Source organism: Alteromonas sp. ABH2_165 (assembly GCF_056159945.1).
On sequence record NZ_JBSWWF010000003.1, the window covers coordinates 198,087 to 217,942 of the forward strand.

Annotated in this window: 20 protein-coding genes; 5 read left to right on the forward strand and 15 right to left on the reverse strand. The window is 47.4% G+C overall.

The genetic code is table 11. The features are described 5' to 3' along the window. Positions 1 to 85 precede the first annotated feature (85 nt). Positions 86 to 313 carry a tellurium resistance protein TerC gene (locus ACXAFQ_RS08170; protein WP_474819787.1) on the reverse strand — a complete coding sequence of 76 codons (228 nt, stop codon included), beginning with the start codon at positions 311 to 313 and terminating at the stop codon, positions 86 to 88. 180 nt (positions 314 to 493) lie between these two features. Here ACXAFQ_RS08170 and ACXAFQ_RS08175 point away from each other — a divergent pair, with 180 nt between their 5' ends. Then, on the forward strand, positions 494 to 910 hold the full coding sequence (locus ACXAFQ_RS08175) for a DUF4826 family protein (protein ID WP_474819791.1): 417 nt from the start codon (positions 494 to 496) through the stop codon (positions 908 to 910). A gap of 14 nt (positions 911 to 924) precedes the next feature. On the opposite strand, the gene ACXAFQ_RS08180 is transcribed toward ACXAFQ_RS08175, so the two are convergent. The 7 genes from ACXAFQ_RS08180 to ACXAFQ_RS08210 form a co-directional block, all read right to left on the reverse strand. Then, positions 925 to 1,383 (reverse strand): GNAT family N-acetyltransferase, encoded by a 459-nt coding sequence (locus tag ACXAFQ_RS08180; RefSeq protein WP_474819795.1) that lies wholly within the window; start codon positions 1,381 to 1,383, stop codon positions 925 to 927. A 65-nt stretch (positions 1,384 to 1,448) separates the two neighbouring features. Next, on the reverse strand, positions 1,449 to 2,600 hold the full coding sequence (locus ACXAFQ_RS08185) for a JmjC domain-containing protein (RefSeq protein WP_474819799.1): 1,152 nt from the start codon (positions 2,598 to 2,600) through the stop codon (positions 1,449 to 1,451). Positions 2,601 to 2,617: 17 nt separating this feature from the next. Next, positions 2,618 to 3,820 carry an adenylate/guanylate cyclase domain-containing protein gene (locus ACXAFQ_RS08190; RefSeq protein WP_474819803.1) on the reverse strand — a complete coding sequence of 401 codons (1,203 nt, stop codon included), beginning with the start codon at positions 3,818 to 3,820 and terminating at the stop codon, positions 2,618 to 2,620. Between the two features lie 76 nt (positions 3,821 to 3,896). After that, positions 3,897 to 5,270, reverse strand: a complete 1,374-nt coding sequence (gene purB / locus ACXAFQ_RS08195; protein WP_474819807.1) for an adenylosuccinate lyase — start codon at positions 5,268 to 5,270, stop codon at positions 3,897 to 3,899. Positions 5,271 to 5,289: 19 nt separating this feature from the next. Further along, entirely contained in the window at positions 5,290 to 5,916 is a 627-nt protein-coding gene (gene hflD / locus ACXAFQ_RS08200; protein WP_474819810.1) for a high frequency lysogenization protein HflD, read from the reverse strand. Beyond that, positions 5,916 to 7,031, reverse strand: a complete 1,116-nt coding sequence (gene mnmA / locus ACXAFQ_RS08205) for a tRNA 2-thiouridine(34) synthase MnmA (protein WP_474819813.1) — start codon at positions 7,029 to 7,031, stop codon at positions 5,916 to 5,918. Before mnmA ends, hflD begins: the two co-directional genes overlap by 1 nt. A 184-nt stretch (positions 7,032 to 7,215) precedes the next feature. Further along, complete coding sequence (locus ACXAFQ_RS08210; RefSeq protein WP_474819817.1) at positions 7,216 to 7,758, reverse strand: rRNA large subunit pseudouridine synthase E; 543 nt, start codon at positions 7,756 to 7,758, stop codon at positions 7,216 to 7,218. A 454-nt stretch (positions 7,759 to 8,212) separates the two neighbouring features. On the opposite strand from ACXAFQ_RS08210, the gene ACXAFQ_RS08215 reads away from it, so the two are divergent. Further along, complete coding sequence (locus ACXAFQ_RS08215; RefSeq protein WP_474819821.1) at positions 8,213 to 10,438, forward strand: NADP-dependent isocitrate dehydrogenase; 2,226 nt, start codon at positions 8,213 to 8,215, stop codon at positions 10,436 to 10,438. Positions 10,439 to 10,592: 154 nt separating this feature from the next. On the opposite strand, the gene cspD is transcribed toward ACXAFQ_RS08215, so the two are convergent. After that, positions 10,593 to 10,811, reverse strand: coding sequence for a cold shock domain-containing protein CspD (cspD, locus tag ACXAFQ_RS08220; protein ID WP_070124267.1), 219 nt, complete (start codon positions 10,809 to 10,811; stop codon positions 10,593 to 10,595). 200 nt (positions 10,812 to 11,011) lie between these two features. Here cspD and clpS point away from each other — a divergent pair, with 200 nt between their 5' ends. Beyond that, entirely contained in the window at positions 11,012 to 11,332 is a 321-nt protein-coding gene (gene clpS, locus ACXAFQ_RS08225; RefSeq protein WP_474819826.1) for an ATP-dependent Clp protease adapter ClpS, read from the forward strand. A 24-nt stretch (positions 11,333 to 11,356) separates the two neighbouring features. Next, a complete protein-coding gene (gene clpA, locus ACXAFQ_RS08230; RefSeq protein WP_474819830.1) occupies positions 11,357 to 13,633 on the forward strand; it encodes an ATP-dependent Clp protease ATP-binding subunit ClpA in 2,277 nt (758 codons plus the stop codon). Between the two features lie 96 nt (positions 13,634 to 13,729). Here clpA and infA read toward each other — a convergent pair whose 3' ends face one another. From infA to trxB, 4 genes are all read right to left on the reverse strand, one after another. Further along, positions 13,730 to 13,948: a translation initiation factor IF-1 gene (gene infA / locus ACXAFQ_RS08235; protein ID WP_070124261.1), complete on the reverse strand. Its 219-nt coding sequence runs from the start codon at positions 13,946 to 13,948 to the stop codon at positions 13,730 to 13,732. 74 nt (positions 13,949 to 14,022) lie between these two features. Next, entirely contained in the window at positions 14,023 to 14,736 is a 714-nt protein-coding gene (locus tag ACXAFQ_RS08240) for an arginyltransferase (protein ID WP_070124260.1), read from the reverse strand. Continuing rightward, entirely contained in the window at positions 14,733 to 15,482 is a 750-nt protein-coding gene (aat, locus tag ACXAFQ_RS08245; RefSeq protein ID WP_474819841.1) for a leucyl/phenylalanyl-tRNA--protein transferase, read from the reverse strand. The genes ACXAFQ_RS08240 and aat overlap by 4 nt, the downstream gene beginning before the upstream one ends. A gap of 56 nt (positions 15,483 to 15,538) precedes the next feature. Further along, the gene (trxB, locus tag ACXAFQ_RS08250; protein ID WP_070124257.1) at positions 15,539 to 16,504 is read right to left on the reverse strand and encodes a thioredoxin-disulfide reductase; all 966 of its coding nucleotides are present in this window, start codon (positions 16,502 to 16,504) and stop codon (positions 15,539 to 15,541) included. 286 nt (positions 16,505 to 16,790) lie between these two features. Between trxB and yfbV the strand changes: the two genes are divergently transcribed. Further along, complete coding sequence (yfbV, locus tag ACXAFQ_RS08255) at positions 16,791 to 17,240, forward strand: terminus macrodomain insulation protein YfbV (RefSeq protein ID WP_070124255.1); 450 nt, start codon at positions 16,791 to 16,793, stop codon at positions 17,238 to 17,240. A 51-nt stretch (positions 17,241 to 17,291) separates the two neighbouring features. On the opposite strand, the gene ACXAFQ_RS08260 is transcribed toward yfbV, so the two are convergent. Together ACXAFQ_RS08260 and sppA are read right to left on the reverse strand one after the other, a co-directional pair. Next, a complete protein-coding gene (locus ACXAFQ_RS08260) occupies positions 17,292 to 17,786 on the reverse strand; it encodes a SprT family zinc-dependent metalloprotease (protein WP_474819849.1) in 495 nt (164 codons plus the stop codon). Positions 17,787 to 17,793: 7 nt separating this feature from the next. Further along, positions 17,794 to 19,653 (reverse strand): signal peptide peptidase SppA, encoded by a 1,860-nt coding sequence (gene sppA / locus ACXAFQ_RS08265; protein WP_474819854.1) that lies wholly within the window; start codon positions 19,651 to 19,653, stop codon positions 17,794 to 17,796. Positions 19,654 to 19,856: the final 203 nt, after the last annotated feature.

Below are 19,856 nucleotides of genomic sequence, written 5' to 3' on the forward strand. Positions count from 1 at the left end.
CCGCTAAGACACAAAAAGCCGCGATAAGCGGCTTTTTTATTGTTTATTCAATATTGTGCAACGGTTAGGTGCATTCGTTGGGCGGTTAGCAGCGTTTGCGAAGCTTTCTTGCAAGAAGAAAAGTATCGAGCTTTTTGGCGCCGCGCTGCATGCTTCCCTGAACCACTTTAAGCCAAACCCGCGCTTTAGGCACATCGTAGCTAAGTACCACCAGACCAACCAATACTAATAAACTGGAACCAGGAATAATGGTTAGCACCACGCCAGCAACGGCGAGTAGCGCCCCTAAAGTAATTCGAAATACTTTTAACATAAATAAGCCTGAAGTGATTGCAGCCTGAGAGATTACCTTAGTTATAGCAAATGAAAAGAAATTTGCTGTAACGAAGTGTAAACATGAAAAGAACCCGTTGGGCAAATAAGGACGAATGTCGCTGGCTGTGTTAAGGTTTCGGCTACTTAAAAATGATAATAAAACCTGAGAAGAAGTACGATGACAGACTCAACACCTCAACCTATGACCGAAGAAGAAAGCGCCGCATGGGTACGCGAACAATGGCAACACGCGAACATGTTTCTCGCCGAAAAAGGGGTAATACCTTCAACGCTTAACCACAAAGAAAGCCGCTACCTAATTCCTGTATTGGCGCTGTGGAAAATCACCGGTGAAGACAATAAGACTTACTGGGTGATAAACGGTGAGTTGCCCACCGATTTTATGCTCGTAGAGAATGCTCCTGATGCCAGAGATGCCATGCGTCACTTTGCCTTAAAATGGCAGGTACAAGCGGCAAATACGCTGGAAAACAGCGAGAGTAGTGCACAACAGCGCATTCAGGCTGACTTCCTACAAAACCGCGCTGAATCTCTGTACCGTTTTTACGAAGATGAATCGCTCTGGGCAAGTTAAGTAGAACGCGTAGGTCAGTGGAGCTCACTGACCATGGGCAGTGAAAATTGGCTAATGGGGCATAGCATCCGCTGACGGGGAATACCGGCTTCCATAAACACCGGCCCCTCTGGCAGGTAACCCCGCGATTTATGGGCTTCTACACTTTCTAGGTTGCACACAACCTTCACCTCGTTAACGCAAGCAGACTCTGCAAGCTTGATGAGAGAGGCGAACAACATTTTGTAGACGTCTAAAGTGCGATAAGGGTGAAGTACAGCAATACGGCCAATTTCACCGTCGGGGGTTATTCTTCCCGAGGCAATTGCTCGATGCTTATCGTCGGATACTAAAACATGCAAAGCGTCTGAATCTCTGTCGTCAAATTCAGCGTTTTGAGGGATATGCCATTCAATCACAAACACTTGTTCGCGAAGTTTTGTCAGTTGATGTTTACCACTCGTCCAATCAACACTTTCAACTTGAAAACACATGATCATCGCTCTGAGTCATGGTTGCCTGAAAACGTCCTCGTGATGCTTTCAGGCGACGATGGTGGTTAGTTACTTAATTCCCAGTAACCTCTTGAGATCAGTATAGCTAACAGAGAAAGTAGCGCAATGTCACCGGCGTCAGCTTCCGGGGTGTTTATCGACAGCGGTTCGCCAGCAAAAAGAGCAATAAGTCGGGGCATGAGATGCTTAGGTGCCGCAAATTTTTCACCATTAATGAAAAAGGTAAACTGCTCATGATTTTGCGTTTCACTGTACAGTGGTTTACAGCCTGGTGCTCTCATCACGCTGTCTCCCTCTTCCAAACAGGCCATCAGTTCCTCAGTGGTTATTTCTTCTGGCGCTTCAAGAGGAGTGAGATGCTGGTTACTCAATAAGCTCAGTAGCGCATCTTTGCCATCAGCACTGTTTAAGAACTCTAAGAACATGTTTTTAAGGGCATTGCTGGTCTTTTCTGTCACCAGAGAAGGATGGGATTGGGCTGCGAGTTCCGGGTCGCTATAGCGCGTACTGCTATCTGTTTTATCGCCGGTTTGTTCGGCTACCGTGTCGGCGAGTTGCTGAAGTAAATCCTGCTGTGTCGGTGCGCGAAAGCCGATGGAGTAGGTGAGGCAGTCTTCAAGCGCTACGCCATCATGGGCCCAGCCTGGAGGGATATAAAGGATATCACCCGGTTGCAATACCACATCAATGGTTGGAGAGAACGCGGTAACTTGCTGTAAATCTTTGTGCGGGGTATGGGTTTCGCTGTTGTCGGGCGGTGCAACACGCCAACGCCGCGAGCCCTTACCCTGGATCAAAAATACATCATACTGGTCGGTGTGCGCGCCCACACCAGCCCCTTCCACAGCAAAACTGATCATTACATCGTCCATGCGCCAATACGGCACAAAACGGAAGGCTTCCATGAGCGCGTCGATGTCAGCTATGTAGCGGTCTACGGCTTGCACTAGCAGCGTCCACTTCCCTTTACAAACATCCTCGAAATCTTCGAAAGGGCCGTGTGAAACGTGCCATTTACCGTTGTCTTGACTGACAATTCGACTGTCTATTTGCTCTTCCTGGGCAAGACCAGCCAGGTCGTGTTCATCAACCGGATCGATAAAACCGCTAAAGGCTTCACTGATCACCATAGGCTTTTTTTGCCAGTGTTGGGCGAGAAAGGTGTCGGTGCAGAATTCACCGTTCAGTTGATACATGCGTGTGTCCGGAGTAGTCAGGATTTAAAAATGAGCGTGTGGGCCACCAGGTTGTCACCAACAACAAAGCGGTCTGAGAAGTCGAAATGTGTATATTGGCTGTCTGTGAGGTGGCCCCGAGTGCGGGCGCAAACAGTAATGGTGCCGGGAATACTCGCTTGTTCAAGACGAGCAGCACGGTTCACCGTTTTCCCCCAGATATCAAAATAGGGTTTATGCGTTCCAATAATACCGCCAATGACTGAGCCGGTGGCGATACCGATACGGATATTACAGCCCAGTTCCCGTTCTTCCGATAATGTGCGGAAGCTTTGCAACATATCTTGTGCAAACGAACAAAGCGTTTCTACGGTTTGCGCGTTGCCCACTTCATTACGCGCAAGGGTACTTGGTATTCCCACAGCAGCCATATATTCATCGCCGTTGGTTTTTAGTTTTTCGATGCCGTAGCGAATTGCCAGGTTATCAAACAGGCTGTAAAGATCGTCTAGAATCGACACAATGTGGGCATCATCGTAGCGCTCACTGAGCTTGGTATAACCTTGCAAATCGGCAAACAGTACGCTGACATTGTGCAGTTTGTCTGTCATGCCAAGGGGCCAGTGCTCCGTGCTGCTATTAGGGCCGAGGGGGAGCATACTGTTCAGTAGCGCTTTGTTTTGCTTTTCTGATAGTGCCAGTGTTTGACTTTGTGTTTCGAGCTTTCCTCGTATCCACCGCAGAACCATTAGGCCACCCGTCACCAGAATCACCGCGTTGGCTAAGCGTAAAGAGGCGAAGCTGTGAGACTGACTAAAAACAATCACGGCTTCCACAACGACATACAGTAATCCAAAGGTTGTTTCTGCAAACCGCCGTTGGCGTTTCCCGTTGCGAGGAAAAATAAAACCACTGGTGATCATGCCAAACAGAAGTAACTGTTGCAGACCCGTGTCTTTTTCCCACATTAAAGAAAGTAATGTGATTAGCGTCATACTACTGCTAACGAAGAAAAACCTCGCGCGATCGGATGAACCCGGGCGTCGGCGGTAAGTTAGCGCAACACAGCTGGCAAACAAAATACCGTGCATAGCAATGAGCATGAGTACCGGCGTGGAGTAGTCCTTTAGGATCAGCACGACTGCCGATGTGTACAAGGCAAGCCCGGCAAGCACGGCGAATGAGAGGTTTCGTACCAGCATGGTGGTGGTCATACTGGTTTTGAGGTTAGGCTTTTTCACACTTTCCCTGACAGTGAAAAAAGGGCTGCGAAGCAGCCCTTATTACGAAGATTTTTCAGAGTCTACCGCTGAAAATTTATTCAGGCAACTGATCAACCAGGCGGATTGCATCGCCGATGTAGTTGGCCGGAGACAGGGTTTTAAGCTCTGCTTTAACGGCATCAGGCAGTTCCAGGCCGTCAATGAACTCAGCAATGACTTCCGCATTCACTTTTTTACCACGAGTCAGTTCTTTCAACTTCTCGTATGGCTTCTCGATACCATAACGGCGCATAACCGTTTGAATTGGCTCCGCCAGCAATTCCCAGTTGTTATCCAGCTCAGCCAGCAGGCTTGCTTCGTTCACTTCCAGTTTGCTAATGCCTTTCAGGGTGGCTTGGTACGCAATAACTGCATAGCCCACACCTACGCCTAGGTTACGCAGAACCGTGGAGTCGGTGAGGTCACGCTGCCAGCGTGATACAGGCAGTTTGGCAGCCAGATGGTCAAAAATAGCATTCGCCAGACCCAGATTACCTTCCGAGTTTTCAAAGTCGATAGGATTCACTTTGTGCGGCATGGTAGATGAACCAATCTCACCGGCAATGGTTTTCTGTTTGAAGTGACCCAGCGCAATGTAGCCCCAAACGTCGCGGTCGAAATCCAGAATGATGGTGTTGAAACGGGCGACTGCATCAAACAATTCGGCGATGTAATCGTGTGGCTCGATTTGTGTGGTATACGGGTTCCACGTTAGGCCCAGGCTGGTAACAAAATTTTCTGACAGTACATGCCAGTCGGTATCTGCGTAAGCAGACAAGTGTGCATTGTAGTTACCTACCGCACCATTAATTTTACCCAGCAAGGTAACCGCAGCAATTTGATCACGCTGACGACGAAGGCGCATTGCCACGTTCGCCATTTCTTTACCCATGGTGGTTGGGGAAGCAGGTTGACCGTGTGTGCGGGCCATCATTGGAATGGTTTTGTATTCTTTCGCCAGACGAGTGATTTCACTAATCAGTTTGTCACAGTAAGGCAGCAGCACTGTGTTGCGGGCTTCTGTCAACATCAGACCGTGAGACAGGTTGTTAATGTCTTCTGAGGTACAGGCAAAGTGAATGAACTCGCTGATAGCATTCAGTTCGCTGTTGCTTTCCACTTGCTCTTTCAAGAAGTACTCAACCGCTTTCACATCGTGGTTGGTGGTACGTTCAATTTCTTTGATGCGCATGGCGTCATCAACTGAGAAGTTGGCAACGATATTGTTTAGTAGCGTATGAGACGCTTCACTAAAAGCGGGGACTTCAGCAATTGAAGCTTGCTCTGACAGCATTTGTAGCCATCTTACTTCAACCTGAACACGGTATTTCAATAAGCCGTATTCACTGAAAATGCTGCGCAGCTCGGCACTCTTACTGGCATAGCGGCCATCTACAGGGGAAATTGCGGTTAACTGAGTCAGTTCCACCTTTAGCTCCTAAACTAAACTAGTTGATTAATCTCAGTGCAAGGGTTGCACTGTGTAAAATTTGTTTGCGGCCGAACAGGATTTGGCGTCTGCGCCCACCCATTTGCCGCCACATTACCGCAGCCCGCACACCAGCTAACAACAGTGCACGAACCCGTTGTTGATTGAGCGGACGGCTAAGAAATTCATTGTTACCCGCAACCTGAATTTTCGGGGCCAGCGGACTAATAATATCGGAATAAATACTGGCCAGAGAGGCGATAATCTGGCTGTTGTCGAAATCGACATGGGCTAGCTGCCGCTGAACATGGGAAATACGTTGACTGAGTTCGTTCAGCGCATCTGGCTTTGCTGCCAGCTTTCTTTCCAGACTCAGCAGACTAGCAACATAGCGGGTAAGTTCTGCATCTTTATGACTGCTTCGGCCGGAAAGCTGAGACACAATACTTTTATAACCCATTTTCAGGTTACTTAACTGGCCGAACACATGCTGGGGGGATTCCGGATCTGTCACTAAAATACTGGACAAACTGGCCTCACAGGCTTCCGTATCTACTGCACCGGAGCGGGCAACTTTCTGCACCAGTGCTGCGGCCTGGCACACACCGGCCAGGGCAATGTGTTGTTCTATCCTTGGGTCAAGCATCAGCGAATATAGCTCTCTATTATCCCGCCACCTAAGCACACCTCATCGCGATAAAATACCGCAGACTGACCCGGGGTCACTGCTTTTTGCGGTTCGTCGAATAATACTTCGACCTGGTCGTCGTCAATAGGGCGTAATGTGCAGGGAATATCTGTTTGACGATAGCGGGTTTTCACTACTGCACGCACGGTTTCTGTTACCGGTGTGCGGTCTACCCAATGTAATTGCTTGGCAATCAGGCCTTTTGAATACAGTCGAGGATGGTTTGCACCTTGACCAACAATGAGCACGTTCCGTTCAACGTCTTTGTCTACCACATACCAAGGGTCGTCACCGTATTTTGCCAGTCCACCAATGTGTAAGCCTTTGCGCTGACCAAGGGTGTGGTACATCAAACCTTCGTGTTCGCCAATCACTTCACCTTCAGCGGTTTCAATTACACCAGGCTGAGCGGGTAAAAATTTACCCAGAAAATCTTTAAATTTCCGTTCACCAATAAAACAAATACCGGTGGAATCTTTCTTGTCAGCGGTAATTAGGCCCTGTTCTTCCGCGATTTCTCGGACTCGGGGCTTTTCCAGTTCGCCAACCGGGAACAGGGTTTTCGCTATATGCTCTTCGCCAAGGGTATAAAGGAAGTAGCTTTGATCTTTATTGCCGTCGAGTCCCCGCAACATTTGCCAGTGGCCGTCTTTATATCGACGTTGCACATAATGTCCGGTTGCAATGTAATCGGCGCCTAAGTCTTCGGCTGCAAACTCAAGGAATGCTTTAAATTTGATTTCCTTGTTGCACATGATATCCGGGTTTGGCGTGCGTCCCGCTTTATATTCTTCAAGGAAATATTCGAATACGTTGTCCCAGTATTCTGCTGCGAAATTAATGGTGTGCAGTTCCATACCGAGCTTATCGGCCACCGCCTGTGCGTCTGCCAGGTCTTCTGCGGCGGCACAGTATTCATCATTGTCATCTTCTTCCCAGTTCTTCATGAACAGACCTTCCACCTGATAACCCTGCTGCTGCAACAGATAAGCAGAAACAGAGGAATCCACACCGCCGGACATGCCGACAATGACTTTTTGTTTAGATGGAGAAGGGGTTGAATTTGATGACATACTGACTCTTCGTTAATTTCCAACGTTACCCGGTTACTCAGGGTCGCGGATTCTACCAGAAACATCTGCAGTTTACACGGCAGATACAGTGCTAATCTGTTCTATCTTGTACCATTTTATGAAAAGCGCCTGGCAGCGGTGATGACTAACACTGCTATAAGGATAAACCATCCTGCCGAAACGGTTAGCTAATCTCGATATATTTGCCGTTATCGATACCATCGATGGTCCAGTTTCCAATGCGGTAGCGAATTAAACGAAGGGTAGGGAATCCCACGTGGGCCGTCATTCTCCGCACCTGACGATTCTTGCCTTCGGTAATCGTTATCGATAGCCAACTGGTGGGAATATGTTTTCGAAACCTGACGGGAGGATTACGGGGCCAAAGGTTCGGCTCGTCTATGCGTTTCACTTTTGCGGGTCGGGTCATGCCGTCTTTCAATTCCACGCCACGACAAAGATGTGCAATGGCGTCGTCGGTGACTTCACCTTCAACCTGTACCCAATAGGTTTTGCTGGTTTTGGCTTTAGGGTTGGCGAGACGGTGCTGAAGTTTGCCATCGTCTGTGAGCACTAATAAGCCTTCTGAATCGCGGTCGAGACGACCGGCTGCATACACGCCCGGTACGGGAATAAAATCTTTCAGGGTTTGTCGGCCTTCCTGGTCGGTGAACTGGGTCAGCACATTGAAGGGTTTATTAAACAGCAGCACTTTTCCTGCAGACATAATGGCACCAGGCAAAAAATAATTGTGCGTATGCTACCGAAAAATCAGTGTGATTGCGGCACGGCTTTGCATTATTTCTGATGAAAAAAAACGGATTTGCAAAAATAATTCACAAAATCGGTTAAAAATAGATTGATCTTCACGCTTAAGACAATGGTATGACTTGTAACTCCTACGTCCGACCCTATACTATTGAGCGCGGTAATTTCGGCAGGAGTGGGTGCGTCTGCAAGGCGGACTCTTGATAATGACGATTTGGGTGGCATGTTTGTGGGCGAGAGGACATGACACAGTGATCTGTAAATTACAGATATAGACCAGACTGAAAGGTTATTTCAGTATTCGTGATCAGAAACTTACGATATTACCGAGATGCCCTGCATATTATAGCGATTCCACGCGGGGTTAATGGAATAAATCAGGTAGCTCTTTACCGACAACTTTGAGGTATATAATGACCAAAGCTAAGTCGACTATCATCTACACAAAAACAGATGAAGCGCCAATGCTGGCGACTTACTCTTTACTGCCAATCATTGAGAAATTTGCTAAATCTGCTGACATCGACATCGAGTTAAGCGATATTTCACTGGCTGCGCGTATTCTCGCCAACTTCCCGGATTACCTGAACGACGATCAAAAAGTGCCAGACGCACTGACTGACCTGGGTGAAAAAACGCAGGATCCAGAAGCTAACATCATTAAACTGCCTAACATCAGTGCATCTATTCCCCAATTGCGTGCAGCAATTAAAGAATTAAACGCAAAAGGCTATAACGTTCCTCCGTTTCCTGAAGATCCTAAAACGGACGAAGAAAAAGATATTCGTGAACGTTACGGCAAAGTATTGGGCTCAGCGGTTAACCCGGTTCTGCGTGAAGGTAACTCAGACCGTCGTGCACCAACTGCAGTTAAAAACTTCGCGAAGAAGCACCCGCATTCAATGGGTGAGTGGAGCCAGGCTTCACGTTCTCACGTAGCGCACATGCGCGGTGGCGATTTCTACTCAAGCGAGAAATCCACAACGGTTGAGAAAGACGGCTACGTAAGCATTGAGTTTACCGGCAAAGACGGTAGCAAGAAAACGCTGAAGCCTCGTGTTGATTTGCTGGCAGGTGAAGTCATCGACGGCATGTTCATGAGCAAGAAAGCCCTGTGCAAATTCTTCGAAGAACAAATCGAAGATGCAAAAGACACAGGTATTCTTTTCTCACTGCACGTAAAAGCGACCATGATGAAGGTGTCTCACCCAATCGTATTCGGTCACTGCGTAAAAGTGTTCTATAAAGAACTGTTCGACAAGTACGAAGACCTGTTCAAAGAGTTGGGCGTTAACCCTAACAACGGTTTGGGCAGTGTTTACGATAAAATCGCTTCTCTGCCAGAGTCACAGCGTTCTGAAATCGAAAAAGACATCAACGCTTGTTACGCTGACCGTCCGCCTATGGCAATGGTTAACTCTGACAAAGGTATCTCTAACCTGCACGTACCTTCAGACGTAATCGTTGATGCGTCTATGCCTGCTATGATCCGTAACAGCGGTCAGATGTGGGGACCAGATGGGAAAGCGCACGATACTAAAGCGGTTATCCCTGAATCTACTTACGCGACCATCTATCAAGAAGCAATTAACTTCTGTAAGACTCACGGTGCATTTGACCCAACAACTATGGGTACAGTGCCTAACGTTGGCCTGATGGCGCAGAAAGCAGAAGAGTACGGTTCACACGATAAGACGTTTGAATTGGAAGCAGACGGTACTGTACAAATTGTTGATCAGGACGGCACAGTACTGATTGAGCACGATGTTGAAGAAGGCGATATCTGGCGTATGTGTCAGGCTAAAGACGCGCCGATTCAGGATTGGGTTAAACTGGCGGTTACCCGTGCCCGCAACTCTGGCATGCCAGCAGTATTCTGGCTGGATGATGAGCGTGCTCACGATGCACAGCTTATTCAGAAAGTTGAGAAATACCTGAAAGACCACGATACAAATGGTCTGGACATTCAAATCATGTCTCCGGTACGTGCGATTCGTTTCTCTATGGAACGTGCAATCCGCGGTCTGGATACCATTTCGGTAACCGGTAACGTACTGCGTGACTACCTGACAGACTTGTTCCCAATTCTGGAACTGGGTACAAGTGCGAAAATGCTGTCTATCGTGCCTCTGATGGCCGGTGGCGGTCTTTATGAGACCGGTGCGGGTGGTTCAGCGCCTAAGCACATTCAACAATTTGTTGAAGAAGGTCACTTACGCTGGGATTCACTGGGTGAGTTTCTGGCATTGGCAGTATCGCTTGAAGAGCTGGCTATTAAGCACAGCAACTCTAAAGCGAAAGCGCTGGCAGTAGCCCTGGATAAAGCCACTGAGAAGCTGCTGAACACGGGTAAGTCGCCAGAGCGTAAGGTTGGCCAACTGGACAACCGTGGTAGCCACGTATGGCTGGCGCTGTACTGGGCAGAAGCACTGACCGAGCAGACTGAAGATAAAGAACTGGCTGAGCTGTTTAAGCCAACTTTAGAAGCAATGACTGCTAACATCGACAAAATCATTGAAGAAATCGATGCGTCTCAGGGTCAACCACAAGAGATCGGTGGTTACTACTTCCCAGACGAAGACAAACTGTACGCAGCGATGTCTCCAAGCAAAACGCTACAGGAATCTCTGTCTAAGTAAGCGTTCGAGCAAAACCAAAAAACCCGGCTTTCGCCGGGTTTTTTATTTGGTGTGCGGTAAATTGAGAAGGCACCGCAGAAAATGGAGCATAAAAAAGGCTTTCTACCGACTGCCTTAAAGCAGTAAAAAGCCCTTTGGAATGCTTTATTGAATTTTAACGTTCAGGTTCTTCTACAACACCAATGTTTTCCGCGTGCAGGCCCTTAGGACCTTGCTGTACATCAAACGTTACTTCCTGGCCTGCTTTCAGAGAACGATATCCTTCCATTTGGATGGTTGAGTAGTGAGCAAAAATATCTTCACCACCATCTTCCGGAACGATAAATCCAAATCCTTTAGCATTGTTAAACCATTTAACTTTACCAACCGCCATACATCGACTTCCTCTTAATCCTTGAACTCATAATACAATGCCCCCACTATAGATGTTGGGAACACGATGGATATTCGCGTCACTCGAATATCCATAGTTAAAACTGTAGATATTTTAACCATTGCATGTCAAGCGTAAATTAAAGATTATTTATTTGCAAAAAAATCAGCTAATCTGCGCTAAGGCACTATTATTGTACTATGAGTAAAGACAACGCGATCAGTATAGACCGAGAAAAAGAACGCTTGGCGGAACGTCAGAAGACGCAGCCGCCTCCGATGTATAAAGTGTTGTTAAACAACGACGATTACACGCCAATGGACTTCGTGGTCGAAGTACTCATGCATTTTTTTAATATGGATGCTGAGAAGGCCAATCAAACTATGCTCACTGTTCACTATCAGGGACGAGCCGTTTGTGGCATATATACTGCAGAGATTGCAGAAACCAAAGTGATGCAGGTCAATCAGTACGCGCGTAAGCATCAACACCCGCTTATGTGCACCATGGAACAGGCATAAGTCTATTAACAGAGGGCGAGCGATATGTTGAATAAAGAGTTAGAGCAAACGCTGAACGAAGCTTTCGTGTTTGCCAGAGAACATCGTCACGAATTCATGACGGTAGAGCATTTGTTGCTGGCACTGATGGATAATTCTGCTGCCCGGGATGCACTCAAGGCTTGTGGTGCAAACATCGAGCAAATCAAAGCTGAACTCATCGAATTCGTCAAAGATACCACGCCGCTCATTATGGACGAGCAAGCTAATGAGCGAGAAACCCAGCCGACTTTAGGCTTCCAGCGCGTACTTCAGCGCGCAGTTTTCCATGTTCAGTCTTCAGGTAAAGACGAAGTGACCGGCGCCAATGTCCTTGTCGCAATCTTTTCAGAACAGGAATCTCAGGCGGTTTATATTCTTAAACGTGCAGACGTAACCCGTTTGGATGTGGTGAACTACATTAGCCATGGCGTAAGCAAAAGCGACGACGAGAGTCCTGCTGGAGCTGAAAACAACGAAGAAATGGCAGAAGGGGAAGAGACCGGTTCTGCGCTGAGCAAATACTCTACTGATCTGAATCGTCAGGCGAAAGACGGAAAAATCGACCCACTTATCGGCCGCGATGCCGAAGTGGAGCGCACTATTCAAATTCTGTGTCGTCGCCGTAAAAACAACCCGCTGCTGGTGGGTGAGGCCGGTGTGGGTAAAACGGCTATTGCCGAAGGTTTAGCTTACCGCATCGTTAACGAAGACGTGCCGGATGTGATTGCTGAAAGTACGGTGTATTCACTGGACTTAGGTGGTCTGCTTGCGGGTACTAAATACCGTGGCGATTTCGAGAAACGTCTGAAAGCGATTCTTAAAGAATTGAGTAAAGACGAGCACGCCATTTTGTTCATCGATGAAATTCACACGATCATTGGTGCTGGTGCGGCATCAGGTGGTGTCATGGACGCATCTAACCTACTGAAACCCAAACTGAGTTCTGGTGAACTGCGTTGTATCGGTTCTACGACCTACCAGGAATATCAGGGCATTTTTGAAAAGGATAGAGCACTAGCTCGTCGTTTCCAGAAAGTCGACGTGACGGAGCCCTCAGTAAGCGATACGACGAAGATCTTGCTGGGTCTGAAGTCTCGCTATGAAGAGCATCACAGCGTACGCTTTACACAGAAAGCGTTGCAAGCGGCGGCAGAACTATCAGCGAAGTACATTAACGAACGTCATTTGCCTGATAAGGCCATTGATGTGATGGACGAAGCTGGTGCTAGCCAGCGTTTATTGCCTGCATCACGCCGTAAGAAAACCATCAATGTGGCTGACATTGAGCAAATCATCGCTAAGATGGCCCGTATTCCGGAGAAATCAGTCTCTGCATCAGACAGACAGGCACTGAAACATCTGGGACGCGATTTGAAAATGGTGGTGTTTGGTCAGGACAAAGCCATTGAAACGCTCACAGACGCGATTCATTTGTCACGTGCAGGTCTCGGCAGTGAAGAAAAGCCAATTGGTAGCTTCCTGTTTGCTGGTCCTACCGGTGTAGGTAAAACCGAGGTGACCCAGCAGCTAGCGAAAATCATGGGCGTAGAGCTGGTACGTTTCGATATGTCTGAGTACATGGAACGTCACGCGGTAAGCCGTCTTATTGGTGCGCCTCCGGGTTATGTGGGCTTCGATCAGGGCGGTTTACTGACTGACGCGGTTATCAAAAATCCGTACTCAGTGGTCTTGCTTGATGAAATCGAGAAAGCGCATAGCGATATTTACAACATCCTGCTGCAGGTAATGGATCACGGTACACTGACAGACAACAACGGGCGTAAAGTGGATTTCCGTAACGTGGTATTGGTGATGACAACCAACGCCGGCGTTCAGGAAACCGTGCGTAAGTCTATCGGCTTTAAGCAACAAGATCATAGCCACGATGCAATGTCGGAAATCAATAAGGTGTTTACACCAGAATTCCGTAACCGTCTTGACGGTATCATCTGGTTTAATCACTTGGGTACTGACGTTATTCTGCAGGTGGTTGATAAGTTCCTGGTGGAACTGGAAGCGCAGCTCGATACCAAAGGCGTGTCGTTTGAAGTAACACCTGCTGCCCGGGCTTATCTGGCAGAGAAGGGTTACGACAAGTCAATGGGGGCTCGTCCAATGTCACGTCTCATCAAAGAGGAAGTGAAGAAAGAGTTAGCTAATGAGTTGTTATTTGGTGAACTCAGTAAAGGCGGCAGTGTGAAAGTTGACCTTGGCGAAGATAAACTGGAGTTTTCTTTCTCTGGTGCCGAAGCGCCTAATGAAGAGGCTGAGTCGAATTAATCGATTCAGCGGTTTCAGTTTTCTTTAAAGAACCAAATAAAAAGCCCGATGAATGTCATCGGGCTTTTTTAATAAGATTCTACAGACTACTGAGTATTATCTTGCACGGTAGACGATACGGCCTTTAGTCAGATCGTATGGCGTCATCTCCACGGTTACTTTGTCACCGGTCAGAATGCGGATATAGTTCTTGCGCATTTTGCCAGAGATGTGGGCAGTCACAACGTGACCGTTCTCAAGTTCAACGCGGAATTGTGTACTAGGAAGTGTGTCAACCACTGTTCCTTCCATTTCGATAGAATCTTCTTTTGCCATGTAAAGCAATTACCTCAGTAAGTCAAAATTTTGCCGCGCAGACATTAACCAATAAAAGCGCGCGTGTAAAGGGCTCAGGCCCTTTTTGAGCTGAATTTCTGCCATTTCATGTCGAACAAGCGCTCGTGAGGCAGAAATTTTGATTTGTAATTCATTTTTGTGCAGTCATCTATTTGATAACCCAAATAGAGATATTGACGATCTTCAGACTGCCCATGCATTATTTGCTGCATGATCATCCATGTACCCATGGAAGCCGCAGCCAGTTCCGGCGCAAAAAATGTGTATAAGGCTGAAAAAGCGCGTTGGTTTTCATCCATGGTGATGTCATCGGTAACGGCGACGGCGACCAGGGTATCGCCGTCCCAGGCTTCAATGAAAACGGGCGGGTTCCATTGGCACAAAATAAAGCTATCAAACTGTTCCCGGCTGGGAGGATACATGCTGCCATCGGTGTGTCGGGCATTAATATAGCGCTCATACAGCGGATAATAGCTCTCTGCCGGGGTTCGGGATAATCGGGTTGTCAGGTGACTGTTACGTTTAAGCACCCGCCGCTGGCTGCGCGATGGAGTAAATTCCGCCACCGGGATACGAATTGACTGACAGGCATCACAGGTAGGGCAGTGGGGACGATAAATTTGATCTCCACTACGCCGGAAACCAGCCTGGATAAGCTGCCCGTAACGATAACTGAGATCTTGCTCAGTTTCTGCGAACACTAACAATTGTTCATTTTTTTGCGGTAAATAACTGCAGGCGAAAGACTGCGTAAGCCCGAACTTCATGGGGTTATATTTCCACCTTGCCAACGGTAACGATATTCGGCAGTTATCCTGCCGTCTTCGTCTAGTGTACCATTATGCTTGCGTAAGCGTTCAATAAATGTGCTTCTAGGCAAGGTTTTTGCGCCTAAACTGGCAAGATGTTCAGTAGGTAATTGACAGTCTATAAACGCCAATTGATGTTTTTTCATATGGGTGACAAGGGCATACATCGCCAACTTAGACGTGTTGGGTTGGCGGTGAAACATCGATTCACCACAAAAAATTTCACCGATAGCGACGCCATAGAGGCCGCCAGCAAGATTATTCTGATCGTCCCATACTTCCACAGAGTGCGCGATGCCGGCTTGATGCAGCCGCTTATACGCGGTAATCATGTCGTCGACGATCCAGGTTTCAGTGGTTGGCGCATCACTATGCGGGTTCATGCGTGGTATGCTGGCGCACGCTTGTATCACTTCATCAAACGACTGGTTCAGGGTTACGGTATATTGACGGCGATTTGCCAACTTTTTGAGGCTGCGAGAAAGATGAAAATCTTCCAATTCTATAATGGCTCGTGGATCGGGCGACCACCAAAGAATCGGTTCATCATCGCTGAACCAGGGAAAAATACCGTTAGAGTACGCGTTAAAAAGTCGGGGCGCATCGAGAGTGGCACCATAAGCAAGTAATCCGTTGGGTTCGGTTAGTGCGGTAGATACCGGAGGAAAAGGCGTTTCTACGTTGAGATAGGGAAGTTCAATCATCGGTGGATAAGGTGTAGCAAAAGAGAAATGGGCAGCGCAAGCTGCCCATTTTTGTGTTAACCCTGTTCAGGGCGCATGCCGTCGAGGAATTTCTCGGCATCCAGTGCGGCCATACAACCTGTACCCGCAGAGGTAATTGCCTGGCGGTAGATGTGGTCGCTCACGTCACCGGCAGCAAAAATACCTTCTACTGATGTCTGAGTCGCGTTACCTTGCAATCCACTTTGTACTTTGATGTAGCCATCTTTCATTTCAAGCTGACCTTCAAAGATATCGGTATTCGGCTTGTGGCCGATAGCAATGAACAGACCCATTACATCGATTTCTTCTTTCGCATCGGAGTCGGTGGCGGCAATACGCACTTTCGTTACGCCCATCTCGTCACCGAGTACTTCATCTAACGTGCGGTTGAGGTGCAATACCACATTGCCATTCTCGGCTTTATCCAACAGGCGCTGCTCAAGAATTTTTTCACTGCGGAATGAATCACGACGGTGAATTACGTGTACTTCTGAAGCAATGTTAGACAAATACAGCGCTTCCTCAACGGCTGTGTTACCACCGCCAACAACGGCTACTTTCTGATTACGGTAAAAGAATCCATCGCACGTTGCACACGCAGACACGCCTTTACCTTTAAACGCTTCTTCAGATTCCATGCCCAGATATTTTGCTGATGCACCTGTTGCGATGATCAGGGCGTCACAGGTGTAAGTACCTGAGTCACCGTAAAGGGTAAAAGGACGTTTGCTGAAATCGGTTTTATTAATGTGATCGAAAATAATTTCGGTATTAAATTTTTCAGCATGCTTTTGCATACGCACCATTAAATCCGGACCGGTCAGACCTTCAGGATCGCCGGGCCAGTTCTCAACTTCGGTTGTGGTGGTAAGCTGACCACCTTGCTGAATACCTGTCAGAAGTACAGGTTCAAGGTTTGCTCTGGCTGCATAAACTGCTGCTGAATATCCAGCTGGGCCAGAGCCCAGAATAAGTAGACGGACGTGTCTGCTTTCTGCCATGTTTGTCTCCGTTGCGCAGGGCATAATAGCGCTTATTGCCCTGAAAAAATGATGTTATCTTAATAAGGTCCAATATCGCATATTCAACCTAAATTGAGTATGACTTTTCATTACAACATATGTCTGGGTTGTTACCTGACCTAATTAGTAGGCTATAATAAACCAATCGCAGTGCAATTTAGTATAGAATGCTAATAACCCTGCAACAAAATCCTCGGTTTGCTGTCTTATTCAGCACACCAGCGCCAATGTCAGTGAACGCCGACAACCTGTATGGAGAGTAAGCATGTCACAATCAGTTTTCACGTTACTTCGTGATGGTCAGGATTACATGAATACCTGGCCGGTAAAGCGTGAGCTTTATGCTTTCTTTCCCGAATGCAGAGTGGTGAGCGCGACTAAGCTGGCAATTAAAACCATGCCGCCATTGGCGATTGTCGCCGCAGGCATGATGTTTAACGTGTTAGGCGCAGCCTATCTACCACAAGCACTAGCCATTGGCCTGTTCTTTATTAGTTTGCCTGTTCAGGGTCTACTCTGGCTAGGGCACCGTTCCAATCAGGTGTTACCTCCGCAACTTAAAAGCTGGTACCAAGAGGTACATAGAAAGATGGCGGCGGAAGGCTGTGAATTACAAGCCATGCGCTCACAACCTAAATACCGTGAACTGGCATCAACCCTGAAAACAGCATTCAGCGAATTAGACCGGGTTTTCACCCAGAAGTGGTTCAATTAAAGTCCAGTAAAAGAATAACCGGTGATGTCACCGGTTTTTTTTGGCTATTTTTCAGTGATTCGCGCGAAATCTCAACATCTCACCACAACGGGTACAGCGGTATTGCATGCCTTTGAGCACTTTATTGTGACGCCTAACTGACAGGTTTATCGTTTGACAGCCGCACTGGTAGGGAAAGGTGCGAATGTTTAAGCCGCTCAGATCAAAATTATGGGTGGTGGAGGGCTCACAGTTGAACACTTCGCGCATTATGGCTTGCCATTCATTGCCGTGAGGTTTTACTTTGCCGAATTTCTGCCAGGTGAGAAGATGACTCACTTCATGGGCGATGACTTCTGCAAAGAAGGCGTCTTTGTTTTCTGCTAGTAGCACAGGGTTAAAGTTAACCCTGTTTTGTTGTAAGAAGGCGGTACCGGCGTTTTTACCACTGCGGCGAAAGCTCACATCTGGCAATGGAAAACGACAGTTAAAAAACTGCTCTGCAATATGAACAAGGCGGTGAACTTCGTCAGTCACCGCCTTTTTATCAGATGAAGTAAGTGCCACGGACTGCTTACTGAACCTTGCATTCAAGGCAAAGGATATAAACACCCTTTGGATCGTTAAGGCTAGTCACAGCGTTCACTTCTGTCATCAGGTTTTTAACCATTTTCAATAGCTGGCTATCGCTATCAGCAAATTGCATTTTCGCACCCCATACCAGAGCCTGACCGAAAAACTCTTTCCAGAACATTTCTTGTGGTGACAGAATTCGCTGCACGTAGAAGGTTTCATAACTATCCAATTCAGCCATTTCTGCGGCAGAAGCGATGGCGTCATTTAGGTCGCCCAATTCGTCCACCAGGCCGAGCTCTAAAGCCTGGCTACCAATCCAAACACGTCCTTGAGCTATTTTATCTACCGCTTCCGGTGTCATATCTCGATTCTCACCTACCATGGTAATGAACTGGTTATAAGCGCTTTCCACGTTACGCTGTAAGATTTGGCCGAAGCGAGGATCTAGCTCACGCATGACTGACATTCCTGCAATATCGGTTGATGCCACACCATCCACATTGACACCAAGGTAGTCTAGCGAATCTTCAAATGTCATGAACATGCCAAATACGCCAATAGAACCGGTGATGGTGCTAGGTGATGCAAAAATCTTATCTGCAGGAGCGGAAATCCAGTATCCACCTGAAGCGGCGTAGGTGCTCATTGATACAACCACAGGTTTACCCGCAGCTTGCAGCTCGAGCACTTCCTGACGAATAATTTCAGAAGCAAAAGAACTGCCTCCGGGAGAATCAACCTGCATGACCACAGCTTTAACGGTGTCGTCTATGCGCGCCTGACGAAGCAGGGCAGCTGTACTTTCACCGCCAATGGTACCAGCCGGTTGCGTGCCGTCGAGAATTTCACCTTTGGCGACAACAATGGCCACTTTGTTATTGTTATTTTCAATTTTAGGTAGCGGGCGACTTACGGCAGATAGATAAGCACGATAAGGGGTGAAATTAACACCCAATTCGTCATCGTTTGTACCAACCAGGTCTACCAATTCCTGACGCACTTGAGAACGTGTTTTGAGGGCATCAACCCAGCCATTTTCAAGCGCATATTTTGCGAAGTCAGAATCTGCAGCTTCAAATTTAGCGAGTAGGGCATCCAGACTTTCATCAAAATTATTGATGTCTACACCACGTGCCGCTGCCACATCGCTTTTGTATTGCTGCCAGTAAGTATCGAGCCAAACACGGTTCGCTTCTTTCGCAGCATCAGACATGTCGTTACGAATGAAGGGTTCAACGGCAGACTTGTAAGTACCTACACGGAAGATGTGGGTCGTCACTTTAAGTTTTTCGAGAAGCTTCTCAAAATACAAGTTGAAACGACCATAGCCTTCAAACATTACCCCACCCATCGGGTTCAGGTAAATGTGGTCGGCATGGGCAGCCAGGTAGTATTGATCTTGACCAAAGTAATCGCCAATGGCATAAACGGGTTTTTCGGCTTTAAAATCATCGATAGCTGCCGCTACCGTACGCAGTTTATCTAAGCCACCACCGCGTAAACCTGATAAATCCAATACCAGCGCTTTTATTCGGTTATCCTGCTTGGCGTTTTCAAGTACCTTCACCACGTCGCGAACCAGTACTTCCGGATTTTCAGGTTCTTCGCCAAATGCTTCTTGCATAAATTGCGCGAAGGGCTCCACTTGCTCTTTTTCAATAACAAGATTGCCATTGAGTGAAAGTAAGAGTGCGCTGTCGGGTTTAACCTGGACAGGTTTTTCGCCACTGCTAACGGCGATGATTACTGCGATGACGATAACCAGAAAGAAAAGGTTGAAAACCAGTTTCCTTGCGAAATTCAAAACGGTCCACAGACCGACAAATAGTGATTTCGTCCAGCTTCCTTTTGCTGCCATATATCTTTATACCTCAGAAGATGTTTGTTTCATGGTAACCAAACCACGATAGATAGCTAACTTAAATTGTAATGAATTGTAATACCCGGAATTTAGACTGTATAGCCGACTTAAGACCAGTAATGATTAAACCATTTCAGCGGTGTTGGATCTTGCTTTAGTTGGTAAACGGCGGGTTAACTAAGCTTAACAGCACGGTGGTT

Excerpts from the sequence above, each read along its gene's own strand:
- ACXAFQ_RS08170 (WP_474819787.1), bottom strand. The coding sequence starts at position 313 with ATGTTAAAAGTATTTCGAATTACTTTAGGGGCGCTACTCGCCGTTGCT.
- ACXAFQ_RS08175 (WP_474819791.1), top strand. The coding sequence starts at position 494 with ATGACAGACTCAACACCTCAACCTATGACCGAAGAAGAAAGCGCCGCA.
- ACXAFQ_RS08180 (WP_474819795.1), bottom strand. The coding sequence starts at position 1,383 with ATGTGTTTTCAAGTTGAAAGTGTTGATTGGACGAGTGGTAAACATCAA.
- ACXAFQ_RS08185 (WP_474819799.1), bottom strand. The coding sequence starts at position 2,600 with ATGTATCAACTGAACGGTGAATTCTGCACCGACACCTTTCTCGCCCAA.
- hflD (WP_474819810.1), bottom strand. The coding sequence starts at position 5,916 with ATGCTTGACCCAAGGATAGAACAACACATTGCCCTGGCCGGTGTGTGC.
- mnmA (WP_474819813.1), bottom strand. The coding sequence starts at position 7,031 with ATGTCATCAAATTCAACCCCTTCTCCATCTAAACAAAAAGTCATTGTC.
- ACXAFQ_RS08210 (WP_474819817.1), bottom strand. The coding sequence starts at position 7,758 with ATGTCTGCAGGAAAAGTGCTGCTGTTTAATAAACCCTTCAATGTGCTG.
- ACXAFQ_RS08215 (WP_474819821.1), top strand. The coding sequence starts at position 8,213 with ATGACCAAAGCTAAGTCGACTATCATCTACACAAAAACAGATGAAGCG.
- cspD (WP_070124267.1), bottom strand. The coding sequence starts at position 10,811 with ATGGCGGTTGGTAAAGTTAAATGGTTTAACAATGCTAAAGGATTTGGA.
- clpS (WP_474819826.1), top strand. The coding sequence starts at position 11,012 with ATGAGTAAAGACAACGCGATCAGTATAGACCGAGAAAAAGAACGCTTG.
- clpA (WP_474819830.1), top strand. The coding sequence starts at position 11,357 with ATGTTGAATAAAGAGTTAGAGCAAACGCTGAACGAAGCTTTCGTGTTT.
- infA (WP_070124261.1), bottom strand. The coding sequence starts at position 13,948 with ATGGCAAAAGAAGATTCTATCGAAATGGAAGGAACAGTGGTTGACACA.
- ACXAFQ_RS08240 (WP_070124260.1), bottom strand. The coding sequence starts at position 14,736 with ATGAAGTTCGGGCTTACGCAGTCTTTCGCCTGCAGTTATTTACCGCAA.
- aat (WP_474819841.1), bottom strand. The coding sequence starts at position 15,482 with ATGATTGAACTTCCCTATCTCAACGTAGAAACGCCTTTTCCTCCGGTA.
- trxB (WP_070124257.1), bottom strand. The coding sequence starts at position 16,504 with ATGGCAGAAAGCAGACACGTCCGTCTACTTATTCTGGGCTCTGGCCCA.
- yfbV (WP_070124255.1), top strand. The coding sequence starts at position 16,791 with ATGTCACAATCAGTTTTCACGTTACTTCGTGATGGTCAGGATTACATG.
- sppA (WP_474819854.1), bottom strand. The coding sequence starts at position 19,653 with ATGGCAGCAAAAGGAAGCTGGACGAAATCACTATTTGTCGGTCTGTGG.